Here is a 15120-nt window from a genome sequence, read left to right as displayed (position 1 = left end):
TTGGTCATCGCGCCTCCTGCCCAGCTAAAGCCTGCTTTGATGCCGGACGATCAGGCGCGGTAGTCTAGGCCGAGACCACGGCAATCATCATGGATCCATGCCACCTTCCCAGGCGTTGTCGGAATTCAGGCAGTTGTTGCGCGATCTGGCGGGAGATCTCCGCCAGTTCGGCCGCGACCATCGCCGTCTGGTCGACGAACTGGAAACCCTGACCTCGGTCTTGCTGGCGATCCTGCTCGGCCATGTGGCCGGGGTTCAGCATGTCGGCTGGGCGGCTTTCAGCGGCTATATCGTGATGAGGTCAGATGTCCGCGACAGCTTCGCGCGCGGCTGCCTGCGGGTGCTGGGTACCTGTATCGGTGCCGCCGGCGCCTTGCTGGTCCTGCGTCACCTGCAGCTGAACCCCTACGAGCAGGCTCTACTGCTGGGCACCGTGGGCAGCATCACCCTCTATCTGACACTGGTGGGCCGCTATGGCTACGCCTGGTTGCTGGGCGGCCTCACCTACGCCATGGTGGTCCTGACGAGCCTCCAGGCGCCCGATCAGCTCGAGCAATACGCCCTGTCGCGCCTGTTGGAAGTGGCGCTCGGCACCTCGGCCTGCGTAGTGGTGAGCGCGCTTTCCACCTACGGCGTCCGTGCCCGCTTATGGCCCAAGGCACCAGCCACGGTAGCCCAACCGTCGCGCACCCTGGGTGTCTGGCAGCCGCTGGCATTGCGCCATGCGCTGCAGGGGGGCTGGCCCTGGCGTTGGGCGCGACGGGGAAGATCGAGGTGGACATGAGCCAGGCCGCCATCACCATCCTGGCGGTCATGGTCGTTCCCTTCGACGGCCTGAGCAGCGCCGGCAAGGCGGTCTCCAGAAGGCTGTTGCATCGAATGCTCGGCTGCCTGCTCGGCGGCGGCCTGGCGGCCATTCTGCTGCTGGTCAGCCAGGACAGTCTCTGGCTGACGCTGGCGGGCGTCACGCTCGGCGTGCTGATCGGCAGACACCTCGAGAACGGCCCACTGGGTATCGGCTATCTCGGCATGCAGTTCGCGCTGGCGTTTCTGGTGATGATGGTGCCTGACCACTATGACCATATCGACCCGGTGGCGGGCATGGCGCGGCTGGGCGGTATCCTGCTGGGTTTTCTGGTGCTGGAGCCGGTGTACTGGATCTCGACCTGGCTGATCAGACGCCTGTCAGCCTCGAGAACCTAGCAAGCGGCCGCGCTGAGCTCAGGCCGGGCGCTCGACGAACTCGGTGGCCGGCGAGCCATCGGCATTGTGCTGGCGGATCACCGCCGGCCGCCCTTCCTCATCCAGCAGCACCTGGCCGATACCGGCGCCGTTCCACAGCCGCTCGCCGGCCTCGCGCCGATCCGGCAGGCGTGGCTGCAGTTCCCAGCGGCGGCGCTTGGTGAAGCCGTTGAGCGGCGACCAGGGCGCATAGAGCCAGCGATTGAGTCGGTCCAGGGTCGCCAGCAGGCGTGGCGGAAATTCGTTCTTGATGCCGCTGCTGGTGATCTGCCAGAGCCGCGGCTCGCCCCGTCGGTCACGGATGCGGATGTCGTAGACGAAGGAATAGTGCACGTCGCCGGAGAGCACCACGTAGTTGCCCGGGGTGCGCCGGTGCCGAAAGATGTTGAGCATGGTCCTGGCCGCACCGGGGTGGGCCATCCAGTTCTCGGCGTCCACCATCAGCGGCTGGCCGAACCAGGTGAAGATACGCTGCACCGCCTCGATCAGCTTGACGCCGAACATGGGCGCGGCCGAGACGATCACCGCCGAGGGATGGTCCAGCAGGTCCTGCTGCAATTCGCAGAGGGCTTCCCAGTCCATCAGGCCCGACGGATGCTCCAGGCGTCTTTCGCTGCGCCAGCGGCGGGTGCGGGTGTCCAGCACGATCAGCGGCGGGTCGGTCTTGAGCACATAGTGCCACCCCTGGAAGCGCAGCAGATCGTCGATGCAGCTGTTCTGCACCGGGCAATCCAGCATGCCGTCGCCGCCCGCCGTGTCCAGCAGGCGGGCGGTGACCGCGAGGGGTTCGGCGACCGCTTCCGGAGCGTTGCCCCAGGCCTGGCAGAGCAGGTAGGCCAGCAGCGCATTGCCGAGGATGCGCCGGGAAAAGGGGTGACCGTAGGCGGTCTCTTCCCAGCGGGCCGACAGATTCCAGTCGTCGGTGACGTCGTGGTCGTCGAAGATCATCAGCGTCGGTACCCCGGCCAGGGCTCGTGCCGCCTGGGGCAGGGTCGCGACGAAGCCGTCGATGCAGCGCGATTCGGCGGCGTAACGCTCACTGTCCTTGGCGTCCAGCGCCGGCGGCACGACCTCGATCAGGGTCCAGGGCGTCGGCGACCAGCAGAGCAGATAGAGCGCCAGCACCTCGCTCAGGGTCACCAGGTGATTGTGCGCGTTGGTGGAGGTGAAGATCGGCTTCTCCACCCCGCCAAAGAATTTCTCGCGCAGCGCCCGGTTGGACTTGAACGCCGGCAGCAGGTCTTCGCGGTGATAGAGGTTGGCCGGATGGGCCATCAGGGCGTCGCTGTCCGCCACCACCGCGCCTTCGAGGTACTCGCCATGGAGGCCGACGCGGCGGATCAGCGCCTGCACCGCCAACAGCATCGGCCCGGCGACATCGTCGGCATAGACCTGATCGCCGGTGAGCAGCAGGGCCGCGGGCCGCTCTTCGGGGATCGTGCAGGCCTGCAGCAGGCGATCCACTGCGATCAGGCCATCGGCCGAGGCGTGATGAGGCTTGCGGCAGGAGCCGTGAAGCAGGTGATCGAAACGCGCGCGCAGCACGAAGCGTGGCAGCTCGCTCTCCGTGGAGAGCAGGTGCGGCGCCCAATCGCGAATCCCGCCTGCGGCCAGCCGCACGTCGTACTGGATGAAGGCGTCGACCGGCAACGCGGCGTCCGGCCGGACATCGATCAGTTGCAGATAGGCGTGCTCGCCCAGGCGCAGGCACCGCACCTCGGCCCGAGCCCCGAGCTCGACCTCGCCCTGCCATAGCCGTGGGACAGGCGCCTCGGCCGTGGTGGTCACCAGCCAGAGCAGCAACCGGGAGGCCTCGGTGCGCCGCAGCAGCGGGCCGGCCAGGACCGGGGGCAAGGTAGGGGTAGCGCTCATGGGGTCTCCTGTGGCCACGGAACTGACCACTATGCCGTGTCGGGATTCCGCCTGCAGCCGCCGCCTGGCTACAAAGTTTGAGCACGCGTCACAGTCGGCCTAGAATTCGCTCCCTTTTCGTCGCCTTCCGGGCCCGTCATGACCTTTGCCGACCTCGGCCTCATAGATCCGCTGCTGCAGGCGCTCAGCGCCCTGGAGCACAGCTCCCCTACCCCGATCCAGCGCCAGGCCATCCCGGCGGTGCTGGCCGGTCGCGACCTGCTGGCCGCCGCCCAGACCGGCACCGGCAAGACCGGCGCCTTCGGCCTGCCGCTCCTGCAGCGATTGGTGCAGGAAGGCCCGCCGGTTGCGCCCAACCATATCCGGGCGCTGATCCTGACCCCTACCCGCGAGCTGGCCGAACAGGTCCATGCCAGTCTGCGCGACTACGCCCAGCACCTGCCCCTGCGCACCGCAGTGGCCTACGGGGGCGTCAGCATCAATCCGCAGATGATGAAGCTGCGCAAGGGCGTGGACGTGCTGGTGGCGACCCCCGGGCGGCTGCTCGACCTGTTCAGCCAGAACGCCGTGCGCTTCGACCAGGTGCAGCTGCTGGTACTGGACGAAGCCGATCGCATGCTCGACCTGGGCTTTTCGCGGCAGCTGGGCGAGTTGTTCGTCATGCTGCCGCGCAAGCGCCAGACCCTGCTGTTCTCGGCGACCTTCTCCGACGCCGTGCGCCAGCTGGCCGCGCCCGTGCTGCGCGATCCCCAAACGATCGACGTGAGTCCGCGCAACACCGCTGCCGTCACGGTCAAGCAATGGGTGGTGCCGGTCGACAAGAAGCGCAAGACCGAACTCTTCCTGCACCTCTATCGCAGCGGTCGCCACGGCCAGGTGCTGGTGTTCGCCAAGACCCGCAAGGGTGTGGAGCAACTGGTGGAGGCGTTGCAGGCCGAAGGTCTGGCCGCGGAATCCATCCACGGCGACAAGCCCCAGCCCGCGCGGCTGCGCGCCCTCGCCCGCTTCAAGGCCGGCGAGGCCGACATCTTGGTGGCCACCGATGTGGCTGCCCGTGGCCTGGACATCCAGGACCTGCCACTGGTGGTCAACCTGGACCTGCCCATCGTCGCCGAGGACTACGTCCACCGCATCGGCCGGACCGGGCGCGCCGGCAACCAGGGCCAGGCGGTGTCCCTGGTCTGCGCGGACGAAGTGGAGCAGTTGGCCGCGATCGAGACGCTGATCGGCCAGGTCCTGCAGCGCCGCGACGAACCGGACTTCATCCCCGATCACCGGGTCCCGGAAACCCGACCCAATGGCCTGGTCGTGAAGAAACCCAAGAAGCCGAAGAAGCCCAAGGTAGGCGCGCCGGTATCGGACAAGCCCCTGGGGCGTTGGGTGGAAGACGGCAAGCCGAAGGTCAAGTCGGTGCGCAAGTCGCCCGGCTTCGGCAAGCCGCGCAAGAAGCCCTGAGGCGTGGGGGTGGTGCTAGCGGTGAAGCGACGGTAGACGGATGATCGCGGCCAGGGCTGCGATAGACCGTAGGTTGGGCTGAGACGGCTTCATCGTCGAAGCCCAACATTGCCAGTCCCCTGCGGCAAGACCTGTTGGGCTTCGCTGCGCTCAACCCAACCTACGATAACTACGACACATCCCGTAGCCTGGAAAACCGCGCAGCGTTTTCCGGCGACGGAAGGGTGGAACAGGCCCGATCAGGTGGATGACGCAGCACCGTCATCCACCTGAACTCAGACCTATTCCGTCAAGCGCCAGGTGGTGCCGCCCTTGCCGTCTTCCAGCACCACGCCGAGGGCGGTGAGCTGGTCGCGGATGCGGTCGGATTCCGCCCAGTTCTTTTCCGCGCGCGCGCTCAGGCGCGCCTGGATCAGGGCCTCGACCTCGGCCGCATCCACCCGCCCCGCCGCGTCGGCGCGCAGGAAGGCTTCCGGCTCCAGCTGCAGCACGCCCAGCACCTCGCCCAGTTCGCGCAGACGCCCGGCCAGGCCAGCCGCCGCGGCAGGATCGCTCTCGCGCAGGCGGTTGATCTCGCGGGCCAGTTCGAACAGCACGCCACAGGCGCCGGCGGTGTTGAAGTCGTCGTCCATGCACTGTGCGAAGCGCTCGGCGTAGCTTTCGCCGCCTTGCGCCGGCGCCTGAGGCAGGCCCTTGAGCGAATGGTAGAAGCGCTCCAAGGCGCCCTTGGCTTCGCGCAGGTTGTCTTCCGAGTAGTTGATCGGACTGCGGTAGTGGCTGGCGATCAGCAGGTAGCGCACCACCTCGGGGTGGTACTTCTCCAGCACCTCGCGCAGGGTGAAGAAGTTGCCCAGCGACTTGGACATCTTTTCGCCATTGATGGTGATCATCCCGCAGTGAAGCCAGGCGTTGGCATAGGTCTTGCCGGTAGCCGCCTCGCTCTGGGCGATCTCGTTCTCGTGGTGCGGGAATTCCAGGTCGTTGCCGCCGCCGTGGATGTCGAAGGTCTCGCCCAGGCAGCAGGTGGACATCACCGAGCACTCGATATGCCAGCCCGGCCGCCCGGCGCCCCAGGGCGACGGCCAGCTCGGCTCGCCCGGCTTGGCGGCCTTCCACAGCACGAAGTCCAGCGGATCCTCCTTGGCCTCGCCCGGCTCGATGCGGGCACCGATGCGCAGATCCTCGACGCGCCGCCGCGACAGCTTGCCGTAGCCGGCGAAGCGATTGACCCGGTAGTAGACGTCGCCATTGCCGGCGGCATAGGCGTAGCCCTTGTCGATCAGGGTCTGGATCATGGCGTGCATGCCATCGATGTGATCGGTGGCGCGCGGCTCCCGATCGGGCTTGCGGATATTCAGCCGCGCCTCGTCCTCGTGCATCGCCTCGATCATCCGCGCCACCAGGTCGGTGAAGGGCTCACCGTTGGCATTGGCGCGATTGATGATCTTGTCGTCGATGTCGGTGATGTTGCGCACATAGGTCAGGTCGTAGCCGCTATGCCGCAACCAGCGCGTGATGACGTCGAAGGCCACCATGCTGCGACCATGACCCAGGTGGCAGTAGTCGTAGACGGTCATGCCGCAGACGTACATGCGCACCTGCCCCGGCACCAGCGGCGTGAAGGCTTCCTTGGTCTTGGTCAGGGTGTTGTAGAGGTGCAGCGCCATCATTGCCCCCAGGAATCGCGCAGGGTCACGGTGCGGTTGAACACCGGCTTGCCGGGCGCCGAATCCTTGGGATCGACGCAGAAGTAGCCCTCGCGCTCGAACTGGAAGCGGTCTTCCGGCTGGGCCTGGGCCAGCGACGGCTCGGCGCGGCAGCCCTGGAGCACCACCAGGGAATCGGGGTTGATGTTGTCGAGGAAGCTGCCGCCCTCTTCGCTCTTCTCCGGCTGCGCCGAACGGAACAGGCGATCGTAGAGGCGCACCTCGCACTCCACGCTACCCTCGGCTGGCACCCAGTGGATCACGCCCTTGACCTTGCGGCCCTCGGGATTCTTGCCCAGGGTGTCCGGGTCGTAGCTGCAGCGCAGTTCGACGACGGTGCCGTCGGCATCCTTGATGGCCTCGTCGGCACGGATCACGTAGCTGCCGCGCAGGCGCACCTCGCCACCCGGCTCCAGGCGCTTGTAGCCCTTGGGCGGATTCTCTTCGTAATCACCCTGGTCGATGTACAGCTCGCGGGTGAAGGGCAGCTGGCGCACACCCAGATCCTGCTTGGGGTGCCGCGCCAGTTCCAGGTGCTCCACCTGGCCCTCGGGGTAGTTGGTGATCACCACCTTGAGGGGCTTCAGCACGCACATGGCGCGCGGGGCGTTCTGGTCCAGGTCCTCGCGGATGGCGAATTCCAGCATGGCCACGTCGACCACGCCGTTGGAGCGGGTCACGCCGATCATCTCGCAGAAGTTGCGGATGGCGGCCGGGGTATAGCCGCGACGGCGATAGCCCGACAGGGTCGACATGCGCGGGTCGTCCCAGCCGTGCACGTGGCCTTCGTCCACCAGCTGCTTGAGCTTGCGCTTGCTGGTGACGGTGTAGTTCAGGTTGAGGCGGGCGAATTCGTACTGGCGTGGCTGGGCCGGCACCGGCAGCTTGACGAGGAACCATTCGTACAGCGGGCGATGGTCCTCGAACTCCAGGGTGCAGATGGAGTGGGTCACGCCTTCCAGGGCATCGGACTGGCCATGGGTGAAGTCATAGCTCGGATAGATGCACCAGGCATCGCCGGTCTGGTGGTGATGGGCGTGGCGGATGCGATAGAGGATGGGATCGCGCAGGTTCATGTTGGGCGAGGCCATGTCGATCTTGGCGCGCAGCACCTTTTCGCCGTCCTTGAATTCGCCGGCCTTCATGCGGGCGAAGAGGTCCAGGTTCTCGGCCACCGAACGGTCGCGGAAAGGACTGTTGCGACCCGGCTCGGTAAGGCTGCCGCGGTATTCGCGGGCCTGCTCGGGGGTGAGGTCGCAGACGTAGGCCAGGCCCTGCTCGATCAGGTTGACGGCCCAGGCGTAGAGCTGGTCGAAGTAGGCGGAGGCATAGCGCACCTCGCCGGCCCAGTCGAAGCCCAGCCAGTGCACGTCGCTCTTGATGGCGTCGATGTATTCCTGGTCTTCCTTGGCCGGGTTGGTGTCGTCGAAGCGCAGATGGCAGTCGCCGCCGAATTCCTTGGCCAGCCCGAAGTTGACGCAGATCGACTTGGCGTGGCCGATGTGCAGGTAGCCGTTGGGCTCCGGGGGGAAACGGGTGACGATCTTGGCCTGCTTGCCGGCGTCCAGGTCAGCCTGGACGATCTGCCGCAGGAAATGCGCGGGGGCGGCTTTGGCGGCGGTGGACGAGTCGGAAGTCGGCTTGCTCATGGGATCCTTAACTGGGCAGACGCACGGCCAGGGTAGGCCGGGCAAAGGTAAACCCGTATCATAGCCCAACCCGTCAAGTCCCGGCGAAACCCTTGAGGCCCTCGCCGGGTCTGGATGCTGTCCCCCTTAGCTACGGATTCGCTGCCATGATCAAGCTGCACACCAACCACGGCGTCATCACCCTGGAACTCTTCGAGGACAAGGCGCCCGAAACCGCGGCCAACTTCAAGGAATACGTCAAGAGCGGTCACTACGACGGCACCATCTTCCACCGTGTGATCAGCAACTTCATGGTCCAGGGCGGTGGTTTCGAGCCGGGCATGAAGCAGAAGCCGACCCGCGCCCCGATCAAGAACGAGGCCAACAACGGCGTCTCCAACGCCATCGGCACCGTCGCCATGGCCCGCACCATGGACCCGCATTCCGCCTCGGCGCAGTTCTTCATCAACGTGTCCGACAACACCTTCCTCAACCACACCGCGCCCACCAGCCAGGGCTGGGGCTATGCGGTGTTCGGCAAGGTCGTCGAGGGCATGGACGTGGTCAACGCCATCAAGGGCGTCGCCACCACCAGCAAGGCCGGTCACCAGGACGTGCCGAGCGAAGACGTGATCATCGAGAAGGCCGAGATCATCGAGTGATTCTACTGGTCTCCGACCTGCATCTCGAACCGCAACGCCCGGACCTGGTCCGGGCGTTTTTGCATTTCCTCCAGAACCGCGCCCGCGGTGCCGAGGCGCTGTACATCCTCGGGGATCTGTTCGAGGCCTGGATCGGCGATGATGCCATGGGACTTTTCGAGCAGGAGATCGCCGCCGCCCTGCGCCAGCTGGCCGACAGCGGTACGGCCGTCTACCTGATGCATGGCAATCGCGACTTCCTCATCGGCAAGGCCTTCTGCCGCCAGGCGGGTTGCCGCCTGCTACCGGATCGCCATATCGCCGACTTCCAGGGTCGCCGGGTGCTGCTGATGCATGGCGATACCCTCTGCACCCGCGACGAGGGCTACCAGAAGCTGCGCCGCATCCTGCGCAACCCCCTCACCCTCTTCGTCCTGCGCCACCTGCCGCTGGCCAGCCGCCAGAAGCTGGCGCGCAAGCTGCGCAGCGAGAGTCGCCAGCAGACCCGGACCAAGGCCATGGACATCACCGATGTCACCGAGTCCGAGGTCGAGCGGGAAATGCGCGCCGCCCGGGTGACGACGCTGATCCACGGCCATACCCACAGGCCCGCCCGCCATGAGCTGCTGCTCGATGGCCAGCCGGCCGAACGTATCGTGCTGGGCGATTGGGACCGTCGCGGCTGGGTGCTGGAGGCCAGCGGAGCGGGTCTGACCCAGGTCGATTTCGCCCTCGACGAACGGTAATGGTGCGGCCAGGCAGGCCTGGCTCGCTTGCAGCAAGTCCCTGACCGGTAAAGCGATTTTGCTCGGCTACTCAATCATGGCCGTCCTGCCTGCGACCGATCGTCACATGACAGCTACAGAAATCCGCGCAGGCGACCGATGACGAGGGTGTAAGGAGATGTAACCCTTTTCCGCGGAGACGCCCATGCAACTCGACACCCTGTTTGCCCAGCTGCACAACCTGCCCAACGTCCCCGAAGTGGCGCAGGTCCTGATCCAGCAGTTCGACGACCCCAACACCAGCATCGAAACCCTGTCGCGCACCGTATCGCGCGATCCGGTCATCGCCGCCAAGGTATTGCGCCTGGCCAATTCGGCGCGCTTCCGTGGCGCCCGTGAATCCACCAGCATCGAAGATGCCGCCCTGCGCCTGGGTTTCAACACCCTGCGCACCCTGGTCCTGGCCTCGGCCTTCGCCAGCGGCTTCAAATCCGCGCCCGGCTTCGATCTGCAGGCCTTCTGGTACAACAGCTTTCTGGTCGCCAGCCTGTGCAAGCCGCTGGCCAAGCAGGCCGGTCTGGACCAGGAAACGGCCTTTACCTGCGGCATGCTGCATGACATTGGCGAACTACTGATCCAGAGCGGCGCGCCCGAACTGGCGCCGAGCCTGGCCGGCCGTGCCACCGCCAGCAGCCATCGCGCTGCCGACGAGACCCTGCAACTGGGCTTCGGCTACCCGGAGGTGGGTGCGGAATTGGCCCGCCGCTGGCAGTTGCCCCAGGTGCTACGCGACGCCATCGGCTATCAGGCCCGTCCGCTGCAGGCACCGGGAGGCAATGGCTATGCGCTGGTCGTGGCCCAGGCGGTCGCCGTGGCCGAAGTGCTCCACGAGAGTGCCGGCGACAGCAAGGTGCAGGACCTGAGCGGCCCGCTGTTCGCCAGCATCGATCTGGCGCAGCTGAGCGCGGTCCTGCCCAACGCGCGGGATACCGCGGCGACCTTTGCCCAGGCGGCCTGATCCACCCATGGCCTGACCAAATCGCAGGCAAGAAAAAACCCCTGGAGCTGGGCTCTCAGGGGTTCTCTCAGATCTGGCGGTGAGGGAGGGATTCGAACCCTCGATAAGATTTCTCCTATACACACTTTCCAGGCGTGCTCCTTCAACCGCTCGGACACCTCACCAGATTTGCTCGGCGGCTGCATCTGCATCACCGAGGCGCGCAACTATAGGCAAAGGCGATTTCGATGGCAAGCTTTTTCTTCAATCGATTCATGCATTTGCATTCATGACCTGGAAGGGGCCCCGCCCTGCCCCGTTCATGGGATGACCGGTTGGTCGCTGTGCCGTCGCTTCGCACCGCTGATACCTCCGACCAACGGTAGCGTCGCAAGCATTTTTCTAATCGGCTGAAAGCAAAGGAAAAATCGCCTGGTACGACATTTCTGATAACCGCCTGGTCGGTTATCGCCACAAAACTGAAATTTATGTTCTATAGCTACTGGATAGTGCTCAAGCCTGCGGGTATCAGTAATTGCATGCCGCTGTTGCGCAAGCGCTTCCCGCTGAAGACGTAAAGGCTCTAAACAGCTAACAATAAAGGCCCCGAGTCATGTTCAAGAATCCCGTCCCCAAGTGGCGTCAGGCGAGTTTCGTGCTCATCGTCACCACCGTAGTGCTGGTCATCCCCAACCTCTCGCGATTCGTTGGCTGATCCCTAGCGCCAGTAGTCCGCAGGTGCTGCCGGCAAGGCTGCCAGCAGATCACGCAGCCCTTCCCCCCAGCCCTTGCGCAAGGCCTGGAAGTAGGGATCGTGTTCGTCGATCCGATGACTGCTCACCTGCGCCAGTCGATCACGCGGATAGACCACCAGATCCAGCGGTAGCCCGACCGACAGATTGCTGCGAATGGTGGCGTCGTAGGACAGCAGCGCGCAGCGCAGGGCTTCCTCCAGCGGCGTCGCGAAGGTCAGCGCCCGATCCAGGATGGGCTTGCCGTATTTGCTCTCGCCGATCTGGAAGTAAGGCGTGTCCTCGGTGGCACTGATGAAGTTGCCGTGGGGATAGAGGTTGAACAGCTCCGGCTCCGCGCCGCGGATCTGCCCACCCAGCAGAAAGGAACAGCTCAGGTCCAGACCGTGGCCCTGGGGCGCATCTTCGGCGTCACGCTGCAGGACCTCGCGTAAGGTCTGCCCCAGCAGCCGGGCGGCGTCATACAGGGTAGGTACCCCGTGCAGGTTGTCCTGCTCGCTGTCCAGACGTTGCCGGAGGAGGCTTACGACCGCCTGGGAGGTGGCCAGATTGCCCGCTGACTGGATGGCGATCAGGCGCTCGCCGGGGATCCGGAACAGGTGCAGCTTGCGAAAAGTGGCGATGTTGTCGACCCCGGCATTGGTACGGGAATCGGCGACGAATACCAGGCCGTCTTGCAGCTTCATGGCGACGCAATAGGTCATGCGAACCTCGGGTAATGGAACGGTCGACGCAACAGGCCCGGTACCAAAAGAAAAGACGGCACGTGGCCGCCTTTTCGTCTGCTGTGGGCAGCGCTGATTATTGCTGTTGCTGCGCCTGCTGCAAGGGCTCGACCAGTACCCTGGCCTCCATGTGCTCCACCCCGCCACCGCGGCGCATGCCACGCACCGGACAGGCATCCAGGTAGTCCAGGCCGATGGCCAGGCGCAGGTGTCGCTCCGGCCGGATCAGGCGATTGGTGACGTCGTAGCTGTACCAGGCGCCGTCGTGCCAGGCTTCCGCCCAGGCGTGGCTGGAAAGGTGCGCGCTGTCATCGGTGGACAGATAGCCGGACACATAGCGCGCCGGGATGCCCAGGCTGCGGGCGCAGGCCAGGAAGGCATGGGCATGGTCCTGGCAGACCCCGGCGCCCTTGGCGAAGGCCTGGGCGGCATTGCCGTCCACCTCGGTGGAACCGGGTATATAGGTCATGCGCTCGTGCAGGCGCTCCATCAGCTGGATCAGCGTGTCGCGATCCCGGCGACCGTCGCAGACCTCGCGGGCGAATGCGGTTAACGCCTCGTCGGCCTCGGTCAGCCGGGTCTGGCGCAAAAAGGGAAAGGCCGAGGCCTGGCAGGGTTCCGCCTCGAAGGTCTCGTCGATCTCCACCTGGCCGCTGGCGGTGATGGTGATGGCGTCGTGCGGGGTGTCCAGGGTCAGCACATGGAGGATGTTGCCGAAGGGATCGCGCTGCGCCCGCGCCGGGCGTGGCAGGGCCAGCTCCCAGCCGAGGATCTTCTGCCGGGCGTCGTCCTGGGGCGTGAGACGCAGGTACTGGATGCTGGCGCGCACCTGATCGGCGTAGCGATACAGCGTTTCGTGATGGATCGCGAGTCTCATACGGTCTCCAGGTAAGCGGTGTTGATGGCGCTGCCGAGCTGGCGGACATGGACGATGAAGTCGCCGATCCAGGCGTGCAGGCCCTCTTCCAGCACCTCGTCGATGCTGGTGTAGCGCAGCCGCGCCTCGAGCCCCGCGGCCAGGCGCTTGGCCTCGCGGCCGTTCTCGCCGGGCAGGCTGGCCAGCACCCGGTGCAACTCGATCACACAGGCCAGCAGCGAGCGCGGCAGGTCTTCCTGCAACAGCAGCAGCTCGGCGCCGTTGCGCACGTTGAGCGCATCGCGATAGAGCTCGGTGTAGGCCTCGAAGGCGCTCAGGGCGCGCAGCAGGGCGCTCCACTGATAGAAGCCGCGGGCGGAAGCGTCGCTGATGGCTTCCGCTTCTTCTTCGCCCAGGACCTGGTAGCGGGCGTCGAGCATGCGCAGGGTGTTGTCGGCGCGCTCGACGAAGGTGCCCAGGCGGATGAAGCGATAGGCGTCGTTTCGCATGATGGTGCCGACGGTGGCGCCACGGAACAGGTGGGAACGCTCCTTGACCCATTCGCAGAACCGGCTGATGCCGAAGCGGATCAGGCCGGTGACGGCGATCTCGCGCATCTCCAGCCAGGTGGAGTTGACGTTCTCCCACATGTCGGCGGTGATGCGCCCCCGCACCGCGTGGGCATTGCTGCGCGCGGCCTGAAGACAGCAATAGATGCTGCCGGGGTTGCGCTCGTCCAGGGCGAAGAAGTGCAGCAGGCGCTCGGGGTGCAGGGCCCCGTGCTTTTCCCGGTAGTCATCCAGGGTGCCGGTGATGAGCAGTGGCATGGCCAGTTCATCCAGGCCTCCGCCCTGCCCGCTCTGCGGCATCATCGACAGCGAATAGCTGACGTCCAGCATCCGCGCGAGATTCTCGGCGCGCTCAAGGTTGCGGGACATCCAGTACAGATCGGCAGCGGTACGACTCAACATGGTGGGGTCGCCTTTCAAAGGTCCTTGCGGGGCCGCCGGAGCGGCCGCTGTTCTGTGGCGATCTAGTCCTGGACCACCCAGGTGTCCTTGGTGCCGCCGCCCTGGGAGGAATTCACCACCAGCGAGCCTTCGCGCAGGGCGACCCGGGTCAGGCCACCGGGCACCAGACGCGTCTTGCGCCCGGACAGCACGAAGGGCCGCAGGTCGATGTGTCGCGGCGCGATGCCGTTCTCGACAAAGGTCGGGCAGGTGGACAGCGACAGGGTCGGCTGGGCGATGTAGGCGCTGGGATTGGCCTTGAGCCGCGCGCGGAAGGCTTCGATCTCCATGCTGCTGGCGGTGGGGCCGACCAGCATGCCGTAGCCGCCGGAACCATGGACTTCCTTGACCACCAGCTCCGGCAGGTTGGCCAGCACATGGGACAGTTCGTCCGGCTTGCGGCACTGCCAGGTGGGCACGTTATAGAGGATGGGTTCTTCGCTGAGATAGAAGCGGATCATCTCCGGCACATAGGGATAGATCGACTTGTCGTCGGCCACCCCGGTACCTATGGCGTTGGCCAGGATGACGTTCCCGGCGCGATAGGCGGCGAGCAGGCCAGGCACGCCAAGCATGGAATCGGGATTGAAGGCCAGGGGGTCGAGGAAGGCGTCATCGAGACGCCGGTAGATGACATCGACCTTGCGGAAGCCCGACGTGGTGCGCATGAACACCTGTTCGTCGCGCACCAGCAGATCGGCACCCTCCACCAGCTCCACGCCCATCTCGCGCGCGAGGAAGGCGTGTTCGAAGTAGGCGCTGTTGAAACGGCCCGGGGTGAGGACCACCACCGTGGGGTTGTTGACCGGGGTGGAGCTGCGCAGGGTATCGAGCAGGATGTTCGGATAATGGTCGATGGGCGCGATACGCTCCAGGGTGAACAGCTCGGGAAACAGCCGCATCATCATCTTGCGGTTTTCGAGCATGTAGGAGACGCCGCTGGGGGTGCGCAGGTTGTCTTCCAGCACGTAGTAGGCGCCATCGCCGTCACGCACCAGGTCGACCCCGGCGATATGGGCGTAGATGCCGTTGGGCAGGTCCAGCCCCTGCATGGCCAGCTGGTACTGGTCGTTGGCCAGCACCTGCTCGGCGGGAATGACTCCGGCCTTGATGATGCGCTGGTCGTGATAGAGGTCGTGAAGAAAGAGATTCAGCGCCTGGACGCGCTGAATGCAACCACGTTCGATGATCTGCCATTCGCTGGCGGGAATGGCGCGCGGCAAGGCGTCGAAGGGAATCAGGCGCTCCGTGCCCTGTTCGTCGCCATAGAGGGTGAAGGTGATCCCGGCGCGATGGAACAGCAGATCGGCTTCGCGCCGCCGCTGGGCCAGGAGTTCCGGGGGTGTCTCGCTCAGCCACTGGGCATAGCGACCATAGTGCGGTCGGCATTGTGCCTGGACGTCATACATCTCGTTATACAGTTGGCGGCTCATGCCGATCTCCTTGTCACCCACGGTGCAGCTTCGCAAGCCGCGTGCCAGCGCCAGAGCCTTCAAGATCAAGCCCTTGCG

The 15120-nt window shown here is 65.5% G+C and carries 13 protein-coding genes and 1 tRNA gene; 6 read left to right on the top strand and 8 right to left on the bottom strand.

The window, feature by feature from the left end; all coding sequences use genetic code 11:
• Positions 1–97: 97 nt before the first annotated feature.
• The gene (locus PVZ77_RS06285) at positions 98–784 is read left to right on the top strand and encodes an FUSC family protein (RefSeq protein ID WP_273805955.1); all 687 of its coding nucleotides are present in this window, start codon (positions 98–100) and stop codon (positions 782–784) included.
• Positions 781–1203 carry an FUSC family protein gene (locus PVZ77_RS06280; RefSeq protein ID WP_273805954.1) on the top strand — a complete coding sequence of 141 codons (423 nt, stop codon included), beginning with the start codon at positions 781–783 and terminating at the stop codon, positions 1201–1203. The genes PVZ77_RS06285 and PVZ77_RS06280 overlap by 4 nt, the downstream gene beginning before the upstream one ends.
• An 18-nt stretch (positions 1204–1221) precedes the next feature.
• Here the strand turns inward: PVZ77_RS06280 and PVZ77_RS06275 are convergent, their stop codons facing one another.
• The gene (locus PVZ77_RS06275; protein ID WP_273805953.1) at positions 1222–3114 is read right to left on the bottom strand and encodes an alkaline phosphatase family protein; all 1893 of its coding nucleotides are present in this window, start codon (positions 3112–3114) and stop codon (positions 1222–1224) included.
• Positions 3115–3252: 138 nt separating this feature from the next.
• Between PVZ77_RS06275 and PVZ77_RS06270 the strand changes: the two genes are divergently transcribed.
• A complete protein-coding gene (locus tag PVZ77_RS06270; protein ID WP_273805952.1) occupies positions 3253–4569 on the top strand; it encodes a DEAD/DEAH box helicase in 1317 nt (438 codons plus the stop codon).
• Between the two features lie 281 nt (positions 4570–4850).
• Here the strand turns inward: PVZ77_RS06270 and cysS are convergent, their stop codons facing one another.
• Together cysS and PVZ77_RS06260 are read right to left on the bottom strand one after the other, a co-directional pair.
• Positions 4851–6236: a cysteine--tRNA ligase gene (cysS, locus tag PVZ77_RS06265; protein WP_273805951.1), complete on the bottom strand. Its 1386-nt coding sequence runs from the start codon at positions 6234–6236 to the stop codon at positions 4851–4853.
• A complete protein-coding gene (locus PVZ77_RS06260; RefSeq protein ID WP_273805950.1) occupies positions 6236–7924 on the bottom strand; it encodes a glutamine--tRNA ligase/YqeY domain fusion protein in 1689 nt (562 codons plus the stop codon). The genes cysS and PVZ77_RS06260 overlap by 1 nt, the downstream gene beginning before the upstream one ends.
• Before the next feature lie 146 nt (positions 7925–8070).
• Between PVZ77_RS06260 and PVZ77_RS06255 the strand changes: the two genes are divergently transcribed.
• The 3 genes from PVZ77_RS06255 (at position 8071) to PVZ77_RS06245 (ending at position 10287) form a co-directional block, all read left to right on the top strand.
• The gene (locus PVZ77_RS06255) at positions 8071–8565 is read left to right on the top strand and encodes a peptidylprolyl isomerase (RefSeq protein WP_273805949.1); all 495 of its coding nucleotides are present in this window, start codon (positions 8071–8073) and stop codon (positions 8563–8565) included.
• Positions 8562–9290, top strand: coding sequence for a UDP-2,3-diacylglucosamine diphosphatase (gene lpxH / locus PVZ77_RS06250; protein ID WP_273805948.1), 729 nt, complete (start codon positions 8562–8564; stop codon positions 9288–9290). The genes PVZ77_RS06255 and lpxH overlap by 4 nt, the downstream gene beginning before the upstream one ends.
• 184 nt (positions 9291–9474) lie before the next feature.
• The gene (locus PVZ77_RS06245; protein ID WP_273805947.1) at positions 9475–10287 is read left to right on the top strand and encodes an HDOD domain-containing protein; all 813 of its coding nucleotides are present in this window, start codon (positions 9475–9477) and stop codon (positions 10285–10287) included.
• Between the two features lie 74 nt (positions 10288–10361).
• Here PVZ77_RS06245 and PVZ77_RS06240 read toward each other — a convergent pair.
• The 5 genes from PVZ77_RS06240 to PVZ77_RS06220 all read right to left on the bottom strand — a co-directional run bounded on the left by PVZ77_RS06240 (position 10362) and on the right by PVZ77_RS06220 (position 15042).
• Positions 10362–10451 (bottom strand) — tRNA-Ser (locus tag PVZ77_RS06240).
• A 533-nt stretch (positions 10452–10984) separates the two neighbouring features.
• Positions 10985–11722 (bottom strand): proteasome-type protease, encoded by a 738-nt coding sequence (locus tag PVZ77_RS06235; RefSeq protein WP_273805946.1) that lies wholly within the window; start codon positions 11720–11722, stop codon positions 10985–10987.
• A gap of 97 nt (positions 11723–11819) precedes the next feature.
• The gene (locus PVZ77_RS06230) at positions 11820–12620 is read right to left on the bottom strand and encodes a transglutaminase family protein (protein WP_273805945.1); all 801 of its coding nucleotides are present in this window, start codon (positions 12618–12620) and stop codon (positions 11820–11822) included.
• On the bottom strand, positions 12617–13570 hold the full coding sequence (locus PVZ77_RS06225) for an alpha-E domain-containing protein (RefSeq protein ID WP_007159008.1): 954 nt from the start codon (positions 13568–13570) through the stop codon (positions 12617–12619). The genes PVZ77_RS06230 and PVZ77_RS06225 overlap by 4 nt, the downstream gene beginning before the upstream one ends.
• Before the next feature lie 62 nt (positions 13571–13632).
• The gene (locus PVZ77_RS06220) at positions 13633–15042 is read right to left on the bottom strand and encodes a circularly permuted type 2 ATP-grasp protein (RefSeq protein ID WP_158891249.1); all 1410 of its coding nucleotides are present in this window, start codon (positions 15040–15042) and stop codon (positions 13633–13635) included.
• Positions 15043–15120 lie beyond the last annotated feature (78 nt).

The organism is Pseudomonas sp. SHLD1 (genome assembly GCF_028640935.1).
GTDB lineage: Bacteria > Pseudomonadota > Gammaproteobacteria > Pseudomonadales > Pseudomonadaceae > Chryseomonas > Chryseomonas aestiva.
This window is presented reverse-complemented; position numbering and strand designations above follow the sequence as displayed.

Excerpts from the sequence above, each read along its gene's own strand:
- PVZ77_RS06285 (WP_273805955.1), top strand. The coding sequence starts at position 98 with ATGCCACCTTCCCAGGCGTTGTCGGAATTCAGGCAGTTGTTGCGCGAT.
- PVZ77_RS06280 (WP_273805954.1), top strand. The coding sequence starts at position 781 with ATGAGCCAGGCCGCCATCACCATCCTGGCGGTCATGGTCGTTCCCTTC.
- PVZ77_RS06275 (WP_273805953.1), bottom strand. The coding sequence starts at position 3,114 with ATGAGCGCTACCCCTACCTTGCCCCCGGTCCTGGCCGGCCCGCTGCTG.
- PVZ77_RS06270 (WP_273805952.1), top strand. The coding sequence starts at position 3,253 with ATGACCTTTGCCGACCTCGGCCTCATAGATCCGCTGCTGCAGGCGCTC.
- cysS (WP_273805951.1), bottom strand. The coding sequence starts at position 6,236 with ATGGCGCTGCACCTCTACAACACCCTGACCAAGACCAAGGAAGCCTTC.
- PVZ77_RS06260 (WP_273805950.1), bottom strand. The coding sequence starts at position 7,924 with ATGAGCAAGCCGACTTCCGACTCGTCCACCGCCGCCAAAGCCGCCCCC.
- PVZ77_RS06255 (WP_273805949.1), top strand. The coding sequence starts at position 8,071 with ATGATCAAGCTGCACACCAACCACGGCGTCATCACCCTGGAACTCTTC.
- PVZ77_RS06245 (WP_273805947.1), top strand. The coding sequence starts at position 9,475 with ATGCAACTCGACACCCTGTTTGCCCAGCTGCACAACCTGCCCAACGTC.
- PVZ77_RS06235 (WP_273805946.1), bottom strand. The coding sequence starts at position 11,722 with ATGACCTATTGCGTCGCCATGAAGCTGCAAGACGGCCTGGTATTCGTC.
- PVZ77_RS06230 (WP_273805945.1), bottom strand. The coding sequence starts at position 12,620 with ATGAGACTCGCGATCCATCACGAAACGCTGTATCGCTACGCCGATCAG.
- PVZ77_RS06225 (WP_007159008.1), bottom strand. The coding sequence starts at position 13,570 with ATGTTGAGTCGTACCGCTGCCGATCTGTACTGGATGTCCCGCAACCTT.
- PVZ77_RS06220 (WP_158891249.1), bottom strand. The coding sequence starts at position 15,042 with ATGAGCCGCCAACTGTATAACGAGATGTATGACGTCCAGGCACAATGC.